Here is a 21,169-nt window from a genome sequence, read left to right on the forward strand (position 1 = left end):
AGAGTTCTGTTCGCATGCTGCTGGCCGCGGCCATTCTGGCCGTCATGCAGGTCGGCACCCCCTGCGACGCGGAGACGATCCGCGTTGCAGCGCAGAAGACCGGGACGCTGGCCTGGGAACTGGCGGTCATCCGCTCCCACGGTCTCGACAAGAAGGCCAACCTGTCGATCGACATCGTCGAACTCGCAAGTCCCGAGGCCGGCAGGATCGCGCTGCGTGCCGGCACGGCCGACGTGATGGTGTCCGACTGGCCTTGGGTGTCGCGCGAGCGCTCGCTCGGCGCCAAGCTGCAGTTCTATCCTTATTCGAGCGCGCTCGGCGCCGTGATGGTCCCGGCGTCGTCCCCGATCAAGACGCTCGCCGATCTCAGGGGTCGTAAGCTCGCCGTCGCCGGCGGGGCGATCGACAAGAACTGGCTGCTGCTGCAGGCGGCGTTAAAGCAGGAGGGTATCGACCTGAAGTCGCAATCGACCATCGTCTACGGCGCCCCACCGCTGCTCGCGGCCAAGACGCTCGGCGGCGAGATGGACGCTGTCCTCAACTACTGGAATTTCTGTGCCGCGCTCGAGGCCAAGGGCTTTCGCCGCCTCGCCGGCATGGAAGACGTCCTCAAGAAACTCGGCACCAAGGGACGGATTGCGATGATCGGTTACGTCTTCGACGAAGCCTGGGCCAACGCCAACCGCGACTTGGTCGCCCGCTTCATCGCCATGACGCGCGCGGCAAAGGAGATCCTCGCGACATCGGACGCCGAATGGGATGCGATCGCACCGCTGACCGGCGCGACCGATGCCGCCACCCTGCACGCCTATCGCGACCGCTATCGCGAAGGCATTCCGCGCCGATCGGTCGCCGACGAAGAGGCCGATGCGCGCGTGCTCTACCGCGTGCTGGCACAGATCGGCGGCCGCGAGCTCGTCGGGAACGCGACCGAACTCGACCCCGGTACCTTCTATCAAGCAAATCCCGGAGACTGAGGTGCTGCGTCTCCTGTCATTCGCACTGTTCATTACGACCTGGTGGATTGCCTCGCTCCTGGTCGGCGAGGCGAAATTGCCGACGCCGCCAGTGGTGCTGTCGGCGATGATCGCCGAGGCCAGGACCGGGGCGTTGTTTCTCAATCTGGGCGCGACGCTGGCGCGCGTTGCGCTGGCATTCACACTGGCCATGGCGCTCGGTTCGGCGATCGGCTACGCGATGGGCCGGGTCCGGCTGGTCAACCGGCTCGGCGATCCCTGGCTGATTCTGTTGCTCAACCTCCCGGCGCTCGTCGTCATCGTGCTGGCCTATATCTGGGCCGGGCTCACCGAGGTTGCAGCCATCGCGGCGATCGCCATCAACAAGCTACCGACCGCCGTCGTGACGCTGCGCGAGGGGGCGCGCGCGCTCGACCCGGCGCTGGACGAGATGGCGACGGCGTTTGCGTTTCCGCGTGGTCGCCTGTACCGGCACGTGATCCTGCCGCAGCTTGCGCCCTACATCGCGGCCGCTGCGCGGTCCGGGCTCTCGCTGGTCTGGAAGATCGTGCTGGTCGCCGAGCTGCTGGGCCGGCCGAACGGCGTCGGCTTCGAGATCGGCGTCGCCTTCCAGCTCTTCGACATCCCGCTGCTGCTCGCCTACTCGCTGAGCTTTGCGGCGGTCGTGCTGGTCATCGAAACCCTGCTGGTGCAGCCGTTTGAAACCAGGCTATCGCGGTGGCGGCTCCGTGCAGCTTGACGTCAATATCACGGGCAAGAGCTTCGAGAACGCGGCCGGCAAGCGCCACGACGTGCTCGGTAGCATCACCTTCACGCTGAATGCCGGCGAAGTCGGCGTGGTGTTCGGCCCCTCGGGCTGCGGCAAGAGCACCCTGCTCAGGATTCTTGCCGGCCTCGACCGCAACTACCAGGGCAAGGTCGCGCGCTCCGCTGACGTTCGGCTCGGCATGGTATTTCAGGAGCCGCGGCTGTTGCCCTGGCGCTCGGTCGAGGAGAATGTGCGGCTCGCCGCGCCGCATGTCGAGGACAGCAGACTGTCGGCGCTGTTCGAGGTGCTGGAGCTGACCGCGCACCGCGGCCATTTTCCTGGTGAACTGTCGCTTGGCCTCGCCCGCCGCGTCGCGCTGGCGAGGGCCTTTGCCATCGACCCCGATTTCCTGATCCTCGACGAGCCGCTGGCTTCGCTCGACAGCGCGCTTGCCGGGCGGCTGCGGGACCAGATCGCCACGCTGGTCGCCAGTCGAAAGATGATGACGCTCCTGGTCACCCATGATCTCGACGATGCGGTCCGCCTCGGCGACCGCCTGTTCTTCCTGTCGGCGCGGCCGGCCCGGATCCTTCACGTCGAAACGATTGCGACGCCGCGGGCAACACGAAGCGAGCAGGAGATCACCGAAATCAAGACGCGCCTCTCGCAGCTGGACCTTGCAAATATGTGAGGCGCGTTCATCCTTGAGGAAAATCCACGGAGGTTTCTCGATGTCGCGGGCGTTGATCGTTGTTGCTGTCTCGTTGCTCGCCGTGCCGAGTCTGGCGCTCGCGCAAAGCAAGGGCAAGGGCATCCGCCTGTGGAACCTGACCAGCGCGACGATTTCAGGCTTCGAACTGTCGCCGGCCGGCAAGAACGAGTGGGGTCCCAACCAGACGCTGAACGACAAGGACAAGGAGGTCGACCACGACGAGCGCCTGCGCATCACCGGCGTCGAGCCCGGCCGCTACGATGCCAAGGTCAGCTACGCCGGATCCAGGCAGTGCTTCGTCCGCGACATCGAGATCAAGGCCGACGCCGTGTTCTCGGTCTCCGACAAGGACCTGAAGGACTGTAACAAGTAACGCCTGGAGCTTCGGTTCTGATCGAATTAGAACCGAAGCTCCAGATTCTAGTTTTGACGCGTTTTCCTCGCGCGAACCGGTGTCCACTTTGCGCGAAAACGCTCTAGCCGGCCGGCATGTTGCCGCCCGCGCCTGCATGGTCATGAGCGTGCGGATATTCGCAACGCCATTTCACCGCCGTCCATTTCGGATGCTCGCCGATCCATTGCGCGATATAGGGTGGCGCGGCCATCGCACATTGCTGCGGCGATCCCTGCCAGTCGAAGACCAGGTGCTTCTCCTCGCAGGTGGCGGGCGACGTCACGACACATACGGTGACGATCAAATCGATCAGGTTCATGTGCTATCCTCAAACATGCCCATTGGCAGATAACACTGCAAAGTACGCAATCAGGCAATCCGCAGTTTCACAGCCCCGTGAAACAGCGCAGGAACCGGCTCCTGGCGAAGCGACCCGTGGTCTCGCTTTGGAATTCGCGCTCGCCGACGCTGCCGACATCCGATCCGATCATGAACCCGAAGATGTGTTCGGTATCGATGCCCTCGGCTTGCACGGCAAGCGGTAACTCCGCGGCGACGATCGCGGCCGCAGCACATGGGTCTCTGCCCACCTAACCTTGTTGATTCCCGGCTTGAAAACCCGCGCCCTGCAACGATGTCCCACCCTAACTCAGGCGTAAGCCGGTGAGCAAATCTGGCTGCGAGTGCAGATCAGCGCGCAACGCGGCCTCTGCCGATCGCGGCGATCGATGGTTCAGAGCCCGGCGGCACAGTCGCCGCCGAAACGCGGACGCCTGCCACGGCTCGATGCAGCGAGCTGCACGAGCCGTGGCAGAACGTCTCAACTCACTTGCGCGCAGCGCAGGCGTACATGTTGATTTCCATGCCCACCGGCACTTCGACGATCTTCGGAGTTTTCCAGGTCATTCGCGTGCTCCCAAGTAAGCTGGCGCGAGACTCGCGCCGGGGGCGAAACCTAGGGCCGCCTCCAACCTGGCGCAAGCGGCCGGGACAATGGCCGACTTCGCTGCTGGACATATGTCTTGACCGATGGCGCGATCGCATCCGTCCGGGCGGGGCGGGCCGGGCAACGGCCGACACTGTTCTGTCAGGCATTTTCCGGCTTCCGCCAGGTGCGGAGGCAATCCCCGCCCCCTGTCACTTCAACCGTGTCTTGTCCAGGAGAGAAATCGCAATTTTTTTTGTTATCGCCGGAGCAAGGCCTGCTCCCGACCCACGAATGCTCCGCCGAAGCCGCCCCTGGCCTTATTTGAGCAGGCGCAGCAGCGCACGTCCGGCGCGCGAATTCAGCTCCTTCGCATCCAACGTTCCGTCCTTGTCCGGATCGGCCGCATTGAAGCGCTGTTCGACGACCGCAAGATATTCGTCGAGAGTAAGCGTGCCATCGTGATCGGGATCCGCGGCAGCCAGCCCCTTTGCGGTTAGTCGTCCTCTCAATTCGCGTACGTCGAGTGTGCCGTCATGATCATGATCGAGCCGCGCAAACAGATCGGCGGCGGCCTTCTTGGCCTCGGCGAGATCGACCGTGCCGTCATTGTCCACGTCGAGCATCTTGAGCACGCTAGTACGGCGGGAGGCCGCCAACGCGGGACCTGACAGGACTGCTGCCAGCAGCGTCAGAGCAACAGATCGGCGCGATATCATCGTTCGTCTCCTCCTGGAGCCCCCGACAGCGATGCCGAGCGTAGCCTGCAAGCCGAGACTGATCATAGCAGATTTCAGCGAAACTTCGCACAGATTGTGCAGCCCGCGGAATGCCGTCAGGTTTCGGGTGGAAAGAAACGACCCATCTGATCATCTGACCGTGTCTCTCGATTGCGTCGCACCATGAGAACGAGCGAGGCCAATCATGTGCTGCATTGACCGGAATGCCTTGGGCTGCGTCTTCGCGCTCTGTCTGGTCGCATCTGCGTCCGCCCAGAGCGGGCACCCTGCTCCGCTCGGACAGACAACCCTGCAGGGTACGCTGACCGGCAAGGAGCGGCTCGGCCGCAAATGGACGGATGAGCAGCGCATCGACAATTGCAACGTGCCGCCCGACAAGCGGGGTGCCAAGCCGCGCCCGACCGCCTGCCGGCACGCACCATCGAGTTGATCGATTCTCTCACGTCGAGCCGGCCGCGAGCGGCGGCGCACCGCTGTGTTGGGTTTTCCACGGCGGGGTAAGCCGTGGAGGCATTTGCGGAAAATCGAATGCTCGAAGCCTGCTCGCACCAGCAGCAAGGCTTCGCGCGCGTTTCCGTATTGACGCGTTTTGGTTTCCAGCGGATGGTTGCAGCTGCAACGTCAGGAATAGGCGTGCAAAAAGGTCCATTGGAGGAAACAATGAAACGCATTGCGCTGGCCGCAAGCCTCGTAATCCTTGCATCCTATGGTGCAAGCGCCCAGACCACGGAGCAATTGGTCAAGGGTGCGACTGATACTTCGAACGTTCTCAATTATGGCATGGGCTACAATCTTCAGCGTTTCTCGACGCTGAATCAGATCAACAAGGACACGATCAAGAACCTGGTCCCGGTCTGGAATTACAGTCTCAACGACGACCGCAGCGAGGAATCGCAGCCGCTGGTCTATCAGGGCGTCATCTACCTCACCACACACAACGCAACGATTGCGGTCGACGCCAAGACCGGCAAGCAGATCTGGAAGAGCAAGGTCGAATATCCCGCGGAGACGCCGCGTATCGTCTGCTGCGGCATCATCAACCGCGGCGCTGCGCTGTACGACGGCAAGGTGTTCCGCACCACGCTCGACGCCAATGTGATCGCGCTCGATGCCAAGACCGGCAAGGAGCTGTGGCGCCAGAAGGCCGCCGATATCAAGGAAGGCTATTCGATGACGGTCGCCCCGCTGGTCGCCGACGGCGTAGTCATCACCGGCATCTCCGGCGCCGAGTTCGGCACTCGCGGCTTCATCGACGGCTGGGACCCGGCGACCGGCAAGCGGCTCTGGCGCACCTACTCGATCCCGACCCCGGATGAACCCGGCGGCGACACCTGGAAGGGCGACACCTGGAAGCTCGGGGGTGGCTCGACCTGGATCACCGGCTCCTACGATCCGGAGCTGAACACGGTCTATTGGGGCATCGGCAATCCCGGCCCGTTCAATGCGGCCGTGCGCCCCGGCGACAACCTCTATACCTGCTCGGTGCTCGCACTCGATCCGAAGACCGGCAAGATCAAGTGGCACTACCAGTTCTCGCCGAACAATCCGTTCGACTACGACTCGGTGGCCGAAATGGTGCTTGCCGACATGAACGTCGAGGGCAAGCCGACCAAGGTGCTGATGGATGCCAACCGCAACGGCTTCTTCTACGTGCTCGACCGCACCAACGGAAAGCTGCTCGCGGCCAATCCTTACGTGAAGGTCAACTGGGCCACCGGCATCGACATGAAGACCGGCCGCCCGATCGAGACCGACGTCGCCAAGGACGCCCGTGACGGCAAGAAGGTCACCGTCTATCCGTCGATCCTCGGCGGCAAGAACTGGGAGCCGATGTCGTACAACCCGCAGACCGGCCTCGCCTATGCGAACACGCTCGCATTCGGCGGCAAGTACAAGGCCGAACCTGTCACCTACAAGCAGGGCGAGTGGTATCTCGGCATGGACCTGACCGATCCCTGGGAATGGGGTGATGGCCCGCGCGGCCACCTCAAGGCGATCGATCCCTTGACCGGCAAGGCGAAGTGGGAAGCACCGAGCGACATTCCGCGCTTCTCCGGCGTGCTGTCGACCGCGGGCGGCGTGGTCTTCACCGGTGCGTTGACCGGCGAGTTCGAAGCCTTCGACGCCGATACCGGCAAGAAGCTCTGGCAGTTCCAGACCGGCTCGGGCATCGAGGGTCAGCCGGTGACATGGCAGCAGGACGGCGTGCAATATGTCGCCGTCACGTCGGGCTATGGCGGCGTCTACTCGCTGTTCTCCGGCGACGAGCGGCTTGGCAAGGTGCCGCCCGGCGGCTCGCTCTGGGTCTTCGCGGTCAAGCACTGAGCGCGGAGCGGACGTGACTGAAAGAGCAACTCTGTTGACGGCGGCGATCCTCGCCGCCGTCGCGACGACCTCGATCGTGCAGATTGCGGCTGCCGCCCAGCAACCCAGTGCAATTGACCTTCAGGGTCAGGTCGACCAGGGCAAGGTGATCTACGCGAAGAACTGCTCGCATTGCCATGGGCCCAACATGGTCAACTCCGGAACCATCACACCGGACCTGCGGACCTTTCCCGACGACAAAACTCGCTTCGTGACGACCGTGAAGCAGGGAAAGAACGGCAGAATGCCGCCCTGGGCGGACATCCTGAGCGACCAGGAGATCGCCGATGTCTGGGCCTTCGTGTCGAGCCGGAGGAGCCCATGAGGGCCTTCCTTGCGGGCTCGGTGACCGCCCTCCTCCTTGCAATGGCGGCGGCCGCCGCGGTGCGGGCCGCCGACGAGCCGCTGAAGGTGTGCCTCGACGAGGATCTTCCGCCCCTCTCCGCGCATCATCGCGGCAAGCCCGACTCAGGCTTCGACGTGGCGCTCGCGCAAGTGATCGCCGAACGGCTTGGGCGGCCGCTGAAGATCCAGTGGTTCGAGAGCAAGCTCGACGAGGACTCGAGCCCCTCTCTCGAGGCCAACGCGCTGCTGTCGGACGGCCGCTGCTCGCTGGTCGGTGGCTACGCGCTGACCAGGGACTCCCTCGTCGTGCCCGGCGTCAAGACGGCAAAGCTGCCCGACTTCGACGGCGCGACACGCGACGATCATCGACGACGCATCCCGATCGGTGTGCTGATGCCGAGCCAGCCCTACATCTATTCGCCGATGACGGTCGTGCTCGGCCCCAAGGCCAGAGATCACAAGATCGCCGGCATCGGCGATCTCGCGGGCCTCCGGATCGGAATCGAGAGCGGCACGCTGGGCGATGCCATCCTGATGACGTTCGACAAGGGCAAGCTGATCGACGACATCACCCATCTCGTCCCGGGCCGCAGCGATCTGCTCGGCTCGATCGAACGCGGCGAGTTCGATGCGACGCTGCTCGACCTGCGCCGGTTCGATGCCTATCGCGCAAACCATCCCGACACCAAGATCGCTACGTCCGGCTACTACTATCCGATCGGCGCCAACCGCGGCTACGTCGCGCTCGACAGCGACAGGGCGCTGCTGGACGCGGTGAACAAGGCACTCTCGGAGTTGCAGTCCGCCGGCAAGATCGTCGAGCTGGGCCAGACGGCCGGCCTCACCTACCTCGCCCCGCGCGAGCCGATCATCCTGGGCGACGTCTGGCTGAAGATCCTGAACCGGTAAGGTTGGGACCGCTCCCTGGAGGCCGGTTACTTCAGGTAGTTCGCCAGGCTAAGGCTCTGGATCTTGGCGATCGCCGAGTAGGACGCAGTCAGCTGCGTCTGGTAGGTCGATAGTTGCGCGGTGACGGCGGCAACGTCGACATTGGTGAGGTCGCCGCCCAGGGTCTGAGCGAAATTCTGGTAGTCGCTCTGGTTCGCGCTTGCCGTCTCGATCTGCGACGCCGCGGTCGAGAGCTTTGCCTGCACCGTGGACACCGCATCGAGCGCGCTGCCGGCGAGGTCGAGCGCCTGCGAGATATCGCTCGACGACAGCGACGTGCTGTTGCCGACGAACTTCAGCACCCGCATGACCTGCTCGAAGGCCGAATTGTCGGCGGTGACGCCGTAGGAGACGGTCTGGTCGTCCGCGACCCGAACCGATGCGATTTCGCTGTCGCCCTGGTAGTAGCTGGCATCGGGCGTCGTCAGCGACCCGGTCCCCGTCGAAAAGCTGGTCAGATCCACCGGCGCGGTGTCGGTGCGGGCGCCGGTGAAGACGTACTGCCCATCATATTGCGTGTTGAGCAACCCGCCCATTTGCGACAGCGCCTGCTGGGCCGAGTTGATCACCGATGTTGTCGCCGTGCTGCTACCCGTCGTGGCGGCGCTGAGCTGGGTGCGCAGCCGAGTGATGATGTTGGTCATCGTGCCGACCGCCGAATACATCACCTGCACCTTGCTGTCGGCGACATTGGCAGCGTCGATGTAGGACTGCGAACGCGTCACCGAGACCTGCAGGTTGATCACACGCTCGGCGTCGGCGCCATAGCCGGCAAAATCCTGCGATTTCTGCCCGGAGGATTCCTGCACCTGCTCATTGGCCATCACCGCCTGCATCCGCAGCGCGCTCGCGATCATCTGGTCCGACAGCGCAAAGGTGGCAACGCGCATCACCATGACCGTACCCTCACTCTCAGCCCGCCGACTGCAGCGCGGTGATCAGTGACGAGAACATGCTGTTGATCGCCTGGATCAGCTCGGAAGCGGCCGAATACTTGTTCTGCAGCGTGCTCAGGTTCGCGGTCTCCTCGTCGATATTGACGCCGGACTGCGAGGACAGCGAGTTCGCATAGGTCGATTGCGCAGTCTGCTTCGCGGTGTAGGTCGACGACGCCTGGGTCGCCTTGCTGGCGATGTTGGCCACGATCGAGGCTGCGTAATCGGTGAACGAGCCGGCCGTGGCCCCGAGCCCGCCGGCCCGCGGCATCCCCCTGACTTACAGCCTGCACGGCATTCGCTTCCAACTCGCGACGGCACCTGCGCAGGTGACCGCGGAGCCGGAGGTCGTTTCGCCGCCGCTCGCTGCTGCATCCTGAGCAGCGGCCCCCGGGTATCTTTGCGCAGGACACAGGTCGTGTCCTGCGCGAGGCCTGCGTCAACCCGCTTGAGCGACCCGCGTTGACGGCTCAGCCGGCACAGCTTGCTTGTTCCGCACCAGCCCGGAGTTGATGCCGAGCCGATCGAGCAGCTCGGCGTCCCGGTCACGCTGCGGATTGCGCGTGGTCAGAAGCACGTCACCGATGAAGATCGAATTGGCGCCGGCGAGAAAGCAGAGCGCCTGCAACTCGTCGGTCATGTATTGCCGTCCGGCAGACAGCCGCACCACGCTCTGCGGCATCATGATGCGGGCAACCGCGACGAGGCGCACAACGTCGATTGGATCCGGCCGCTCCGCGGTGGCGTTGACCGGCACGCCCTTGACCTCGTTCCAGAGATTGATCGGAACGCTCTCCGGATGGGTGGGCAGATTGGCGAGCAGCACGAGCATGCCGAGCCGGTCAGTGACCTGTTCACCCATGCCGATGATGCCGCCGCAACAGACCTTGATGCCGGCCTCGCGCACATGGCTGAGCGTATCGATCCGGTCCTGCAACGTCCGCGTGGTGATGATCCGGTCGTAGTGCTCCGGGGAGGTATCGACGTTGTGATTGTAGAAATCGAGCCCGGCGTCGCGGAGCCGGATCGCCTGCGCAGGCGTCAGCATGCCCAGCGTGACGCAGGTCTCCATGCCGAGGCCCTTGACAGCGCTGACCATCTCGCAGACCTGATCGAGATCGCGATCTTTCGGATTGCGCCACGCCGCCGCCATGCAGAAGCGCTCCGCGCCGGCATCCTTGGCACGCTTCGCGGTCGCGATCACATCCGCCTTGTCCATCAGGCGCGTCGCCTTCAGGCCGGTGTCGTAGTGGGCGCTCTGCGAGCAATAGCCGCAATCCTCCGGGCAGCCGCCAGTCTTGATGCTGAGAAGGCTCGCGGTCTCGACATGGTTCGGATCGAAGTGGGCGCGATGCACGGTCTGCGCGCGAAACATCAGGTCGGAGAACGGCAGGTCGTAGAGGATTTCGGCCTCGGCGCGGGTCCAGTCGTTGCGGACGGGCTCGGGACGACTCCCGCTGCCCTGTTTTGCGCCTGCGGTATCGATCATAACGCTCCTTCTCCGGTTTTTGGCATCCCTGCCCTCGGCGGTCTCATCCGCCAGGACGAATGCATCTGAGCTGGAGATATGCGTCCATTCCATGGCGGACCGCAACCAGCCCCCTGGGGGACGGCCACTGCGTCGCATATTCATGGCGAGGTACCATCTGCCGACCCGCGCCGACCGGACGCCGGGGTGTCCCGGCAGCTGGCCGCGCTGGCTCAGGGCAGAATCGGCGGGTGGTGCGCGATGCCGGCATAGAAGGGAAACTGCAGCAGCACGCCCGATACGCTGGGCAGCCGCCGATCGCGACCAGGGCCATCTGTATGGTGAACGGGATCAGATTCCATAACCCGTCGCCGAATGCACGACTGACCGTAAGCGGCGAGCCGCCATGCAGGATCGCGCCGACGGGAACCGCAATCACCGCGATCAGGACGAAGACGTAAGCATCCGGAAACCAGCGCTCCGCGAACGCCACCAGGGCCTGCGAAGATCGCGCCATGATGTTATCAGCAACCGGTTTTTGCAGGCTCATGGTCTGATCGTGCGTTGCATCGTCATCAATCTGATCCCCCTTCTGGTGACGCGGTTACAGCCTTCAGTCTGTATTGATATTCAAAGCGCGAGCGTGAGATCGGTTAAGGGCACCGCCTGGCAGGCGAGGCATTGCCCCTCTCTTCCATCGACGGGACCGAGATGCGTGAAGTCTCCGTCCACGACCTGCACCGCGCAGCTCTCGCATTGACCGACACGGCAGCCGCTGGGCAGCGCGACGCCGGCCGCATTCGCGGCGTCGAGCAGCGTCCCCTGCTCCGGCCCCCAGGAAAAGCTCTGCTCGCTGTGGGCGAGCCGGATGGTGCGCGGGACAAGGTCGCTCGGAACAACCGGCGGCGACACGAAACTCTCGGCGAAGATGTCGAAGCGCGGCACGCCGAGCGCCGCCACTGCCTCGATCTGAGCCGCAACGAACTCCGGCGAGCCGCAGATGTAGACAAGCGGCCGCCGCGCCGACAGCGGCTTCACCAGCTCAAGATCAAGACGGCCTTTGCGCAACGGACCGCAATCAACGTGCTCCTGCGCAAGCGGCGCGGAATAGAACGTCACCCGCCTCAGCTCCGGCGTGACGTCCCCCAGCTCCGCGAGCCGCCGTGCGAAGGGATGCTCGCGGCTACTGCGGCAGCCGTGGAGTAGCAGGATCTCGGGAACGCGGTCCTGCGGCGCAACGTGCTGCAGCGTCTCGAGGTGGCTCATGAACGGCGTGATGCCGATCCCCGCCGCGAGGAAGACAAGAGGCCGCGGCCCCTTCAAGGGCGGTGTGAAGATGCCAGCCGGCGGCTTCAGCACGATTTCGTCGCCGACGGCGAGACCATGCATGCGATCCGGCATGAAGAACGGCGCGTCGCTGCTGCGCGCTTCGTCAGGGAAGCGCCCCTTCACCGCGATCGAAAGGACGCCGGGCGTGTCGCTTGGCCCGGTCAGGGAATAGGCACGCCCCTCCCGAGAACCGGGCAGCGATGTCATGACGTGCTGTCCAGGCAAGAAATCCGGCAACGGACCGTTGTCATGCGGCAACAGGTCAAACGCCACAACATTGCCGGCTTCAGTGCGCCGGCCGCCGATCACGAACCGCCGTTGGCCGCTCCAGACGCCGCGGCTTGCGATTGCGTCGCGCCTGATGTCGCAGACCGTCGCACGCAGCGGAACGGAGCCGCTGACGGGATCGCGCGCATCGTCGTGCAGCACGGCGTTGATGTTGCGCGTGCCAGTGCCGGCCGCCGCGGAGCGATCGCGGCCAAGCGGCGGACAGTCCTCCCACCAGCCGAATTCGGCAACGACCACGCGCTCGTCGAGCGCCGCATTGAGACGCACCTTCAGGCGCACGGCGCCGCCGCGCGTCTGCACCACGGCCCAATCGCCCTCGACAAGCCCGCGCCGCGCGGCGAGCTGCGGACTGATCTCGGCGGCGGGATCGGGTGACTTTCGCCGCAGCGAGGCGACGTGCCGATATGACGTGTGAACGAACCATCCGCTCTTGGCCGTGGTGAGCACGAGCGGATAGTGTTCGTCCGCCGCCGCGAACGGGCTGCCGGCGGGTTCGACATGATCGGGCAAGGGATCATAGCCGTGCCCGAGCATGAGCTCCGAATAGAGCTCGACGCGGCGTGTCGGCGTTTCAAAGCCCGTCACAGTCCCATCGTCCCGCGCCGCGGCGTATTTCTCGTCGCGGACGCTCTGCGGGAAGCGGCGCCCCTCGGGATGGCCGCGCAAGTCGTCGACGCCGATCCCAAGCGGCGCCAACTGGTAATTCCAGCCGGCCTTGATATCGCCCCCGAAGAACAGCTCATCCATCCCTAGCTTCAGCGCGAGCGCCGCTGCGATCTCGTAGTCGGCCTTCACGTCGCCGACCGGTTCGACCATGCGCGGGCGAAATTGCACGGTTTCGACCGCCTCCTGCGTGATTTCGAAGCCGATCTTGAGCGCGTCGCGCTCCCATGGCGTGCTCGCCGGCAGAACGAAATCGGCGCTCTCCGCGGTCGGGTTCATGAACATGTCGATATGAACCTGGAATTCGAGCGCGTTCAGCGCTTCGCGGTTTCGCTCTGAATGCCCCTGCGAGACGACGAAATTGGTGCCGAAGGCGACCAGCGCGCGCACCCGGTAAGGCTCGCCATCAAGCACGGCCCTGCTGAAATCCCGCGCCGTGATCCATCCTTTGGCCGGCGGGCCGAGCGGCAGTTCGGCAAGGCCGAGCGCCTTGGCCTGCTGCTCAGGCGGCAGGATGTTGTAGTCGTTGAGCGCGCGGGTCGGCGGCGGGACCGGCCAGCGATTGCCGCCCGGCCGATCGCAGGCGCCCGTCAATGCATAGAGCGTCGCGATCGCGCGCTCGATCGCGGTCGCGTTGGTGTGCTGGCCGACGCCGGTCCAGGAGTGGTAGGCGAGCCGTGGTCGACCAGCGAACAGCGCGTTGAACGCTTCGATGTCATCGATAGGAAGCCAGGTCAGCGCCGCCACACGCTCAGGCGTGTAATCGGCGACCCGCGCGGCCAGGAGTTCGAACGCCGTCGCTGCCAAGATCGGGCGGCCGTCGCGCGCGCGGACGGAGAATGTCCCGCGCAGTTGACCGCCGGTCTCCGGCGCGTAACGCGTATCGCAGGGCAGAGGCGAGCCTGCCGCATCCAGGCGAACGAAGTTGTCCGGCACGCCATCCGGCCACAGCGCGCCGGCGCGGAGAAAGCGTCCCGTCGCACGATCAACCAGCAGTGGCCCGTTGGTCCATGCGTTGACGAAGTCCGCGTCGTATGCGCGGGTAGCGATGAGGTGGCGGATCGCGCCCAGCGCCAATGCGGCATCGGCGCCCGGGCGGATGCGCAGCCAGAGATCCGCCTGCTGGCCCGACCCGTTCGGCTTGGGATCGACGACCGCGACCCTTGCACCGCGTCGCCGCGCATCGGCGATCCGCGTCGCCTGGGCGAGCCAGGTGCGGGCCGGATTGTGGCCCCACAACACCATTGCGTCCGCATTGTCGTAGTCGGGAAAGCCGATGCCTCGGCCGAAGGTCAGGGCATGGGCGTAGTCCTTGTGCCAGCCGCAGATCTCGACCGCGTAGATCAGGTTGGGACTGCCGAAGCCGCGGATGAAGCGCTCGACCCACTCGAAGCTGTCCACCATCGGCGTGCCGCTCGGCGTGGTGACGCCAAAGGCAACCGCTTCTGCGCCGCTCTCGGCACGGATCGCACCGAGCCGCCCAGCGATCTCGGTCAGCGCCTCGTCCCAGGACACCTCGACCCAGCCGGGGTCGGCGGCATCACGTGGGTTGGTGCGCTTGAGCGGGACTGTCAGGCGCCGCGGGCTAGCCACGATTTCCGGCGCTGCGCGCCCCTTGGCGCAGAAGCGCGCCTCCGGTCGGATGGTTAGTTAATACCTCTACACCGACAAGGCGCCCGTCCTCGACGACGCTGAGGGCACCGCAGCGCGAGCGACAAAGCGTGCAATAACCGGGCAGCCGCTGTTTCACCTTGGTCTCACAATCCGCGCGGGTCAGAGGTAACGCATCTCTGTAATGCGTTACACATTTACGTCACACACTACTAGAAGACTAAGTAATAATCAGGGACGAATTGGAGCTCCCAACGAAGAGGCGGCCGCGACCACCCATGGACCAGAATTTGCGAGAGCAGGTGCTGCAGCGCGTGCGCGCCGAGATCATTTCCGGGCAAAGCGCGCCCGGCACGATGTATTCGGTGCCTAGCCTGGCAGCGAGCCTCGGCGTCTCCTCGACGCCGGTGCGGGAGGCGCTGCTGGAGCTCAGCCGGGGCGGGCTGGTCGAGCCGATGCGCAATCGCGGCTTCAAGGTCGTGGAGCCGACGCTGACCGAGTTGCGCAACCTCTTCGACATGCGCGAGGTGCTGGAGCTGCACGCGGCCGCGCTGGTCGCCGCCAATCCCCCGCAGGATCTACCCGCGGTGCGTGAGCGGGCCGACCAGATCGCGAAGGCCGTCGCGACCGACGACGTCCAGCTCTATCTGGAAGCCGACCGCAACTATCATCGCGAGTTCATCGCGGCCGCCGGCAACGACTTGCTGACCGAGATGGTGATGGGCCTGCGCGACAAGATGCGGCTCTACGGCATCAGCTCGCGCGCCGGCCTGGAGCGACAACAGGCGTCGGTCCCTGAGCACTATCGGCTGATTGAGCTCGCCCTTGCCGGCGAGACCGAGGCGCTGACGACGCTGCTGAGGAGCCACATCCGGTCCTGGGAGCCGATCTTCGTCGACGCGCTGCTGCGCTCGAAGGAATACGCCCGCGAACCGCTGTTGAGACAGGCGCGCAGTTGACGACGCGATCCGATGCCGTCACCGGCGCTCGCACGCCGCGACGGATCGCGTGACCTTCGATCTGCGGAAAATAAAATAGGCCCTTGACGGGCCATCACTTGAGAGTGGTGGGCGCACCAGGGCTCGAACCTGGGACCCGCTGATTAAGAGTTCAAAATCAGCGCTTCGCTGCAATTTCTGAATCCACGACGCGCTACGACGATGATCGAGAAGTCCTTTGTTTATGGGCATTTCTCGCATAGCTTCGCAGTTCGTCGAACCCGAACCCCCAAACACCCCGGTTTGCCAAAACCGTTTGAAAAACCGTTTTAGTTGACTGCTCCCTCCAATGAACAACACTCGCATTCTCCTGAGCGACAAGACCATCGCTCAGTTACCTACCCCGAAGGACGGATGGTACCTAGCCCGCGACACCGAGTTGAAGGGCTTCTTCGTCGTCGTGGGGCGGAGGAAAAGGACCTTCACTGTCCAAGGCGACCTCCGGCAAGGAGGAAAGCGGTCATCTTCCATCAGAGTCTCTATCGGTGATACGCGCGAGTTGACGACCCGAACCGCGCGCGCGATGGCGAAGGAATATCTGGCCCAGATCAGCAAGGGACAGCACCCGAAGGCGACAAAGGAAGTGGGGCACAGTGGCTCCGTCCCGGTCGGAAATACGGTCGGCGCGACTGTTACACTCAGGCAAGCATGGCAGCGATATCTGGTGGCCCATCTGATCCGAAAGGGGCGTAGTGAGAAGACCATAAGTGGTTATCGCGACCATGTAGAACGTCTCTTTGCGGAGTGGCTTGATACTCCATTGAGCGAACTTGCGATGAATCCTGCTCGTGTTGCGAACAAGCACGACGACCTCACGAAGCAGAACGGTCCCTATATTGCGAATGGCAGCATGCGAACGCTGCGCGCAATTTACAATCACGCTCGTAAGACCAACAGATCACTGCCGCGCGACAATCCAGCAGACGCTATCGACTGGAATGAGGAAAAACGTCGCGATACTGGCATGGGCATCAGCGACCTGACCGAATGGTTCAGGGAGTTGGCCGCTCTTGAGAATCCAGTCCGTCGTGAATTTCATCTGCTCACGCTGCTGTCTGGTTCCCGGACCACCGCGTTGCAGCAAGTAAAGCCAAGCCACATCGATTTTCACCGCCGGACTTTGCATATCGAAAAACCGAAGGGTGGCAGGAAGCGAGCTTTTGACATCCCGCTCTCCCGCGAAATGATCCTGTGTCTCATTCGGACAATCCGATTCGGCAGACAAATTTATCCGTTGCAGTCGCAGAAATGGGTATTTCCCGGCGACAGCGCGTCAGGGCATCTAGCTGAAACAAAGGAGGATCGGGGTACACTCTCGAAATGGGGCAATGATCTTCGCCAAACGTTCCGCACTGTTGCATCGGCTGCTGGAGTGTCCGAATTCGATGCGAAGCTTCTTATGAACCATTCGATTCCAGGCGTGAACGCCGGCTACGTTACCCGACAGAAACTCCTCGAGGATCACCTGCGCGGCCAGCAGCAAGCTATCAGCACTGCTGTATTCTCCGCTCTTGGTAAGTCGCTCACGAAAGATTCCGATTTGGGAGCTTGGCTCGGCCGATGGGCAAGCTGCCGTGCAGCCAGCAGAGTTCAAACGAAGCCAGACGTTCCGAGCAACGAACAAGACCGAGCTACCTCCGCGCATACCCGAAGAGGCTGAACTCATATATCGTCGATTTGCCGCGCGCCTGCTGCTCTGTGAGGCGGCTTATCGAGCTTATCGACCGGCGTCATTGTTCGATTCCCTACGTTAACGCACCCAAGAGATCGTCTAAGCTGGCTCAACACGGTTGCGTGAATTGCCGCATGATGCAGAGGCCACGGCCGTGTCGCAAGGCGTTGTATTCCGGCCAGCGAAGCGCTCCGTCAGACGAGCTACTACCCGCGCTGCAATCTTCGGCGATCATCTCGGATGATTGCGCCGTTAGCGAACTCGCACGCCGTCGCGGCTGCCGTGTGCGAATGCCGCCGTTCGGATCGCCGGCCCATGCGTCCCCTGCCACATTCGGGCTTGATCTAGAATCGAACTCGCGGTCGGAACGAACACTCGGCCCACGGCACGACCAAAGTGATTGAGCCCACAGCCGATCCCTTCAAGATCCGACGCGCAGCCGTGGACTTTTTACCATCTTAAGTTCGCGGACCGGCGGCCTCTGGGCCATTACAACCGCCTTACTTAGCCACATCCCTTTCCAACGGGCGCGACGTTCTCTGCCTGATCATCGGCTGGCCAGGTCATGAGCAAGGCCGCTGGATCCACCGGCGAGCCTCTGCCGGGCCGACCGGAACTGGCAGTTTCCAGCGTGCCGACCTGGGTTTATCTCAGAACCACAAACCGGAGAGCTTTCATGTACATACCACCGGCCTTTAGAGATGACGATCTCGATAACATTCGAGAGACGATCCGCTCCGGCCGTCTCGCCAATTTGATCACGGCTACGTCAGACGGACCACTTGCGACACCCCTCCCGCTCTTCCTAGACGAGACCGAAGGCGAACACGGAGCACTGTACGGGCACCTGGCGAAGGCCAATCCGCAGTGGCGTGCGGCCTCGATCGGTGAAGCTCTGGCGATCTTCATGGGGGCGGAGGCCTATGTGACGCCCTCCTGGTATGTCACCAAACAAGAAGCTGAATGTGTGGTGCCGACCTGGAATTACGTCGCGGTCCACGCCCACGGGCCGATTGAGTTCTTCGAGGATCCCGAACGTCTGCTTGCGGTCGTTACGCGGTTGACCAATATTCACGAGACGTTACGCGCGACGCCTTGGTCAGTCAGTGATGCCCCCGCTGATTTCATCGCCGCCCAGCTCTGTGGAATTGTTGGCGTGCACATTCCCATCACCAAGATCGAAGGCAAGCGCAAGATGAGCCAAAATCGTCCCGCGGCTGACCGCATCGGTGTTGCCACCGGCCTCGCGGCGAGCAAACAGCCACGGGATCAGGAAGTGGCTGCCCTGATTCTAGCTCAGGCCTGAGGCGAGCGTAACGAAAATGTACAAGACCAGTTAGGAACGACAGCTGATGCAACGTCGGGTGAGTATCTTGGGTCTCCAAGCTTGGCCCTCATGCATGGACGTGTCCATGGAATCCATGGTCATCGGTCCAAGTTCGGCAGGCGAGACTCGAGCCTCGATTCAACGTACAGCCGAAATACCACAACATGACCAGTCGTCAGTTCGACACCTCGGCCCCGCCCGCCGTGCAGGTTCTTGTCCATGTTCCGACAGCGGCACAATTGTTGTGTCGGCTTCAGTACACCCCGCGAAAGCACGGGTTGATATTTTCCAACGGATACTCAGCCGCTTAGTACGCACTAGCAGAGCTGGCACGACCATTGCTCCAGCAAAAGCCGACCTAGAGCATCCAAAGGCACGAAACCGGCAGGCAATCTCTCCTTTCCTAAATCCTCGTGTCTAGCTCTCGGAAGAATGGTCAACGCGGTCAACGCACCTCTCAATCCCTCACTGGAGCCTAAACGTAACTGAGGCAGGTCCACATTTGTGGCTCGTATGCTCAGATGAGACCCTTACGATCTGCTCGACGCAGACATATGGATCCAAACTTTAACAATCACGAGCAGACTTACCGCGCCACCACTGCTCTAGGTTCACGCATGAAATCCGCGATCGTATTCGACTGGAATGGTACGCTGCTCGACGATGCCAATGCGGTGTTGCAAACCGTCAATGCCATTTTGAGCCGGTTCAGTCGCGCGACCGTAGACATGCAAAGGTTCCGCGAGGAGTTTGAGCTTCCGCTCTCCGTTCTTTACCGCAATCTGGACATGTCGGAAGATGAAGTCGAAGTCGTGCATAGTAACGACAGCGCCATCTTTCACGACACCTACGAATCCTTGGCAAGTAAAGCTCTTTTACGGAAAGGCGCACGAAATATCTTGCTAGCTGCACATCGCCAAGCCGTTCAAACCGTCATTCTGAGCAATCACATTGTCGAACCAATTCGCGTACAGGTGCGAAGACTTGGCATCAAGAGTTGCGTCACCGAGATTTTGGCGTTTGAGAGCCGCGCAACTCAGTTTAGGAGCATGAGCAAGGAGGACCGGCTGCGCCTGTACATGCAGGCCAATGATCTGTCCGCCGAAAGAACCGTCGTCGTCGGCGACATGCCAATCGAAACGGAGATCGCCCGCAATCTCGGCCTTATCAGCGTGTCGATCACGGGCGGATTTGTTTCCGAATCGCGCTTGCGCGCCGCACGGCCGGACTACATGATACATGACCACCATGACCTAGTACCCATTTTGCAGAAACACCGCATTCTCAATTGAGTGATCGAAGGTCTGCCGTTGGTCACTATTGCTAATCACTGCTTCTTCGCGACTCCATGATATTGAAGGATGATGCCGGCGACCGAGCCCGTTGACTGTCCGTTCCAGTCATCGGTTCTATCCGGTGACCGCACGATTCCTATTGCTCATCTCGGTCCGTAGCCACTCAGGCTCGATCTTTGCGACTGGCACAATGCTTGCTGCTGATCATTCGCTACCGAGGGGCCTAGGAAGCGAACCGCAAGCTTGGAAAATACCGCTATGAGCGAAACGGATTTGATCGATGATGTCATCTCGCGTACCGACGTCGTAAAACGAGCAGTGCGTATCGGCGCCGAGGTCAAAAATATCAAGCTATCGGGGGACTTGCCGAGCCGGACGATTGCAGCGATCAACAGCTTGCTGCTCGAACACAAAGTAATCTTCTTCCGTGGGCAAGGCCATCTCGATGACGCCGAGCAGGAGCGCTTTGCCGCTCGTTTAGGAACTCTAGTGCCGCATCCGATGCTCGGCGTTACCAAGGGAATGGCATCGATCCTCGAACTGGATTCCACCCGCGGCGGCGGTCGCGCCGATGTGTGGCATGCGGATGGGACATTCGCCGATGCCTATCCAAAGATTCTGGTGCTACGAGCCGTTGTAATGCCGCCGTTCGGCGGCGATACGGTGTGGTCGAATACAGCGGCAGCCTATCTCGATCTGGCGCCACCGCTACAACGACTTGCCGACGAGCTCTGGGCCGTTCACAGCAACGTTTTCGATTACGCCGGAATGGCTCGCGTCCGCGACATTGACAAGAAGCATTTTGACGAGGTCTTTACCAGAACGATTTTCGAGACTGAGCATCCCGTCGTGCGAGTTCACCCCGAGACAGGCGAGCGGGCGCTAGTGCTCGGCGCCTTGGTGCAGCGTTTTGTCGGCGTTCCCAAATATGACGGCCAGAAGCTGTTCGATCTATTCCAGTCTCATATCACCGCGCCCGAAAATACCGTGCGCTGGAACTGGATGGAAGGTGATGTCGCGATATGGGATAACCGCGCAACACAGCATTATGCGGTCAACGACTATGGCGATCAGCATCGCGTCGTGCGACGTGCCACAATCGACGGTGATGTGCCCGTCAGCGTTGACGGCCGAAACAGTGTCAGGCGGCTCAAGGTCAACAAACAGCCGCCTATCGACGTCGCTCAACACTCGCGAAGCTAAGAACTCGACAGAACCTGGTGAGCGCGGCGGTATCCCGGGAGACGCGGGTGCACACCTCCCGACAGGGCATCTCCACGCGCACTCCGTGTCGGGCTGCCGCGATCAAGTTGCGCACGCCCACTCGCCCGACATGCCGGCGGGCTCGGCCGTTGCAACGAGAGCGATCCGCTTCGGCTGATGCGGAGCATGTCTTCAGCAGTGGTCGACAGGTTCGTGAAGCGGTAGTG

At 62.7% G+C, this 21,169-nt stretch carries 21 protein-coding genes and 1 pseudogene; 13 read left to right on the plus strand and 9 right to left on the minus strand.

The annotated features are described in order from the left end of the window. Positions 1–14: 14 nt before the first annotated feature. Genes MTX23_RS25450 through MTX23_RS25465 form a run of 4 tightly spaced genes read left to right on the plus strand, consistent with a single transcriptional unit; the run spans position 15 to position 2,810 of the window. Entirely contained in the window at positions 15–977 is a 963-nt protein-coding gene (locus MTX23_RS25450; protein ID WP_280978182.1) for an ABC transporter substrate-binding protein, read from the plus strand. A gap of 1 nt (position 978) precedes the next feature. Beyond that, positions 979–1,716 carry an ABC transporter permease subunit gene (locus MTX23_RS25455; RefSeq protein ID WP_280972958.1) on the plus strand — a complete coding sequence of 246 codons (738 nt, stop codon included), beginning with the start codon at positions 979–981 and terminating at the stop codon, positions 1,714–1,716. Beyond that, complete coding sequence (locus tag MTX23_RS25460) at positions 1,706–2,416, plus strand: ATP-binding cassette domain-containing protein (RefSeq protein ID WP_280978183.1); 711 nt, start codon at positions 1,706–1,708, stop codon at positions 2,414–2,416. The genes MTX23_RS25455 and MTX23_RS25460 overlap by 11 nt, the downstream gene beginning before the upstream one ends. Before the next feature lie 40 nt (positions 2,417–2,456). Continuing rightward, positions 2,457–2,810, plus strand: a complete 354-nt coding sequence (locus MTX23_RS25465) for a hypothetical protein (RefSeq protein ID WP_280972959.1) — start codon at positions 2,457–2,459, stop codon at positions 2,808–2,810. A gap of 103 nt (positions 2,811–2,913) precedes the next feature. On the opposite strand, the gene MTX23_RS25470 is transcribed toward MTX23_RS25465, so the two are convergent. The 4 genes from MTX23_RS25470 to MTX23_RS25485 form a co-directional block, all read right to left on the minus strand. Further along, positions 2,914–3,150, minus strand: coding sequence for a hypothetical protein (locus MTX23_RS25470; protein ID WP_280972960.1), 237 nt, complete (start codon positions 3,148–3,150; stop codon positions 2,914–2,916). A 67-nt stretch (positions 3,151–3,217) separates the two neighbouring features. Next, on the minus strand, positions 3,218–3,421 hold the full coding sequence (locus MTX23_RS25475; RefSeq protein ID WP_280978358.1) for a hypothetical protein: 204 nt from the start codon (positions 3,419–3,421) through the stop codon (positions 3,218–3,220). A gap of 235 nt (positions 3,422–3,656) precedes the next feature. Continuing rightward, a complete protein-coding gene (gene pqqA, locus MTX23_RS25480; RefSeq protein WP_035721241.1) occupies positions 3,657–3,737 on the minus strand; it encodes a pyrroloquinoline quinone precursor peptide PqqA in 81 nt (26 codons plus the stop codon). A 339-nt stretch (positions 3,738–4,076) separates the two neighbouring features. Then, on the minus strand, positions 4,077–4,475 hold the full coding sequence (locus tag MTX23_RS25485) for a calcium-binding protein (protein ID WP_280972961.1): 399 nt from the start codon (positions 4,473–4,475) through the stop codon (positions 4,077–4,079). Between the two features lie 205 nt (positions 4,476–4,680). On the opposite strand from MTX23_RS25485, the gene MTX23_RS25490 reads away from it, so the two are divergent. The 4 genes from MTX23_RS25490 to MTX23_RS25505 all read left to right on the plus strand — a co-directional run bounded on the left by MTX23_RS25490 (position 4,681) and on the right by MTX23_RS25505 (position 8,114). Beyond that, on the plus strand, positions 4,681–4,926 hold the full coding sequence (locus MTX23_RS25490) for a hypothetical protein (RefSeq protein ID WP_280972962.1): 246 nt from the start codon (positions 4,681–4,683) through the stop codon (positions 4,924–4,926). 230 nt (positions 4,927–5,156) lie between these two features. Further along, the gene (locus tag MTX23_RS25495) at positions 5,157–6,821 is read left to right on the plus strand and encodes a methanol/ethanol family PQQ-dependent dehydrogenase (RefSeq protein WP_280972963.1); all 1,665 of its coding nucleotides are present in this window, start codon (positions 5,157–5,159) and stop codon (positions 6,819–6,821) included. A 13-nt stretch (positions 6,822–6,834) separates the two neighbouring features. After that, positions 6,835–7,185, plus strand: a complete 351-nt coding sequence (locus MTX23_RS25500; protein WP_280972964.1) for a cytochrome c — start codon at positions 6,835–6,837, stop codon at positions 7,183–7,185. Then, positions 7,182–8,114, plus strand: coding sequence for a transporter substrate-binding domain-containing protein (locus MTX23_RS25505; RefSeq protein ID WP_280972965.1), 933 nt, complete (start codon positions 7,182–7,184; stop codon positions 8,112–8,114). Before MTX23_RS25500 ends, MTX23_RS25505 begins: the two co-directional genes overlap by 4 nt. A 26-nt stretch (positions 8,115–8,140) precedes the next feature. Here the strand turns inward: MTX23_RS25505 and MTX23_RS25510 are convergent, their stop codons facing one another. The 5 genes and pseudogenes from MTX23_RS25510 to MTX23_RS25530 form a co-directional block, all read right to left on the minus strand. After that, the gene (locus MTX23_RS25510; RefSeq protein WP_280972966.1) at positions 8,141–9,049 is read right to left on the minus strand and encodes a flagellin; all 909 of its coding nucleotides are present in this window, start codon (positions 9,047–9,049) and stop codon (positions 8,141–8,143) included. A 16-nt stretch (positions 9,050–9,065) separates the two neighbouring features. Beyond that, positions 9,066–9,350, minus strand: a pseudogene (locus tag MTX23_RS25515) (flagellar basal body rod C-terminal domain-containing protein); the annotation flags it as partial. A 177-nt stretch (positions 9,351–9,527) separates the two neighbouring features. Continuing rightward, positions 9,528–10,577: a biotin synthase BioB gene (gene bioB / locus MTX23_RS25520; RefSeq protein ID WP_280972967.1), complete on the minus strand. Its 1,050-nt coding sequence runs from the start codon at positions 10,575–10,577 to the stop codon at positions 9,528–9,530. A 43-nt stretch (positions 10,578–10,620) separates the two neighbouring features. After that, entirely contained in the window at positions 10,621–11,106 is a 486-nt protein-coding gene (locus MTX23_RS25525; RefSeq protein ID WP_280972968.1) for a TIGR00366 family protein, read from the minus strand. Positions 11,107–11,186: 80 nt separating this feature from the next. Then, positions 11,187–14,429: a molybdopterin-dependent oxidoreductase gene (locus MTX23_RS25530; protein ID WP_280972969.1), complete on the minus strand. Its 3,243-nt coding sequence runs from the start codon at positions 14,427–14,429 to the stop codon at positions 11,187–11,189. A gap of 296 nt (positions 14,430–14,725) precedes the next feature. Here MTX23_RS25530 and MTX23_RS25535 point away from each other — a divergent pair, with 296 nt between their 5' ends. The 5 genes from MTX23_RS25535 to MTX23_RS25555 all read left to right on the plus strand — a co-directional run bounded on the left by MTX23_RS25535 (position 14,726) and on the right by MTX23_RS25555 (position 20,942). Then, positions 14,726–15,406 (plus strand): GntR family transcriptional regulator, encoded by a 681-nt coding sequence (locus tag MTX23_RS25535; protein WP_280972970.1) that lies wholly within the window; start codon positions 14,726–14,728, stop codon positions 15,404–15,406. A 328-nt stretch (positions 15,407–15,734) separates the two neighbouring features. Then, positions 15,735–17,105 (plus strand): integrase arm-type DNA-binding domain-containing protein, encoded by a 1,371-nt coding sequence (locus MTX23_RS25540; protein WP_280972971.1) that lies wholly within the window; start codon positions 15,735–15,737, stop codon positions 17,103–17,105. Positions 17,106–17,793: 688 nt separating this feature from the next. Then, positions 17,794–18,423 carry an FMN-binding negative transcriptional regulator gene (locus tag MTX23_RS25545; protein ID WP_280972972.1) on the plus strand — a complete coding sequence of 210 codons (630 nt, stop codon included), beginning with the start codon at positions 17,794–17,796 and terminating at the stop codon, positions 18,421–18,423. A gap of 575 nt (positions 18,424–18,998) precedes the next feature. Continuing rightward, entirely contained in the window at positions 18,999–19,736 is a 738-nt protein-coding gene (locus tag MTX23_RS25550; protein ID WP_280972973.1) for an HAD hydrolase-like protein, read from the plus strand. Between the two features lie 261 nt (positions 19,737–19,997). Beyond that, positions 19,998–20,942 (plus strand): TauD/TfdA family dioxygenase, encoded by a 945-nt coding sequence (locus tag MTX23_RS25555; protein WP_280972974.1) that lies wholly within the window; start codon positions 19,998–20,000, stop codon positions 20,940–20,942. The last annotated feature ends 227 nt before the right edge of the window (positions 20,943–21,169 follow it).

The organism is Bradyrhizobium sp. ISRA436, assembly GCF_029910015.1.
GTDB lineage: Bacteria > Pseudomonadota > Alphaproteobacteria > Rhizobiales > Xanthobacteraceae > Bradyrhizobium.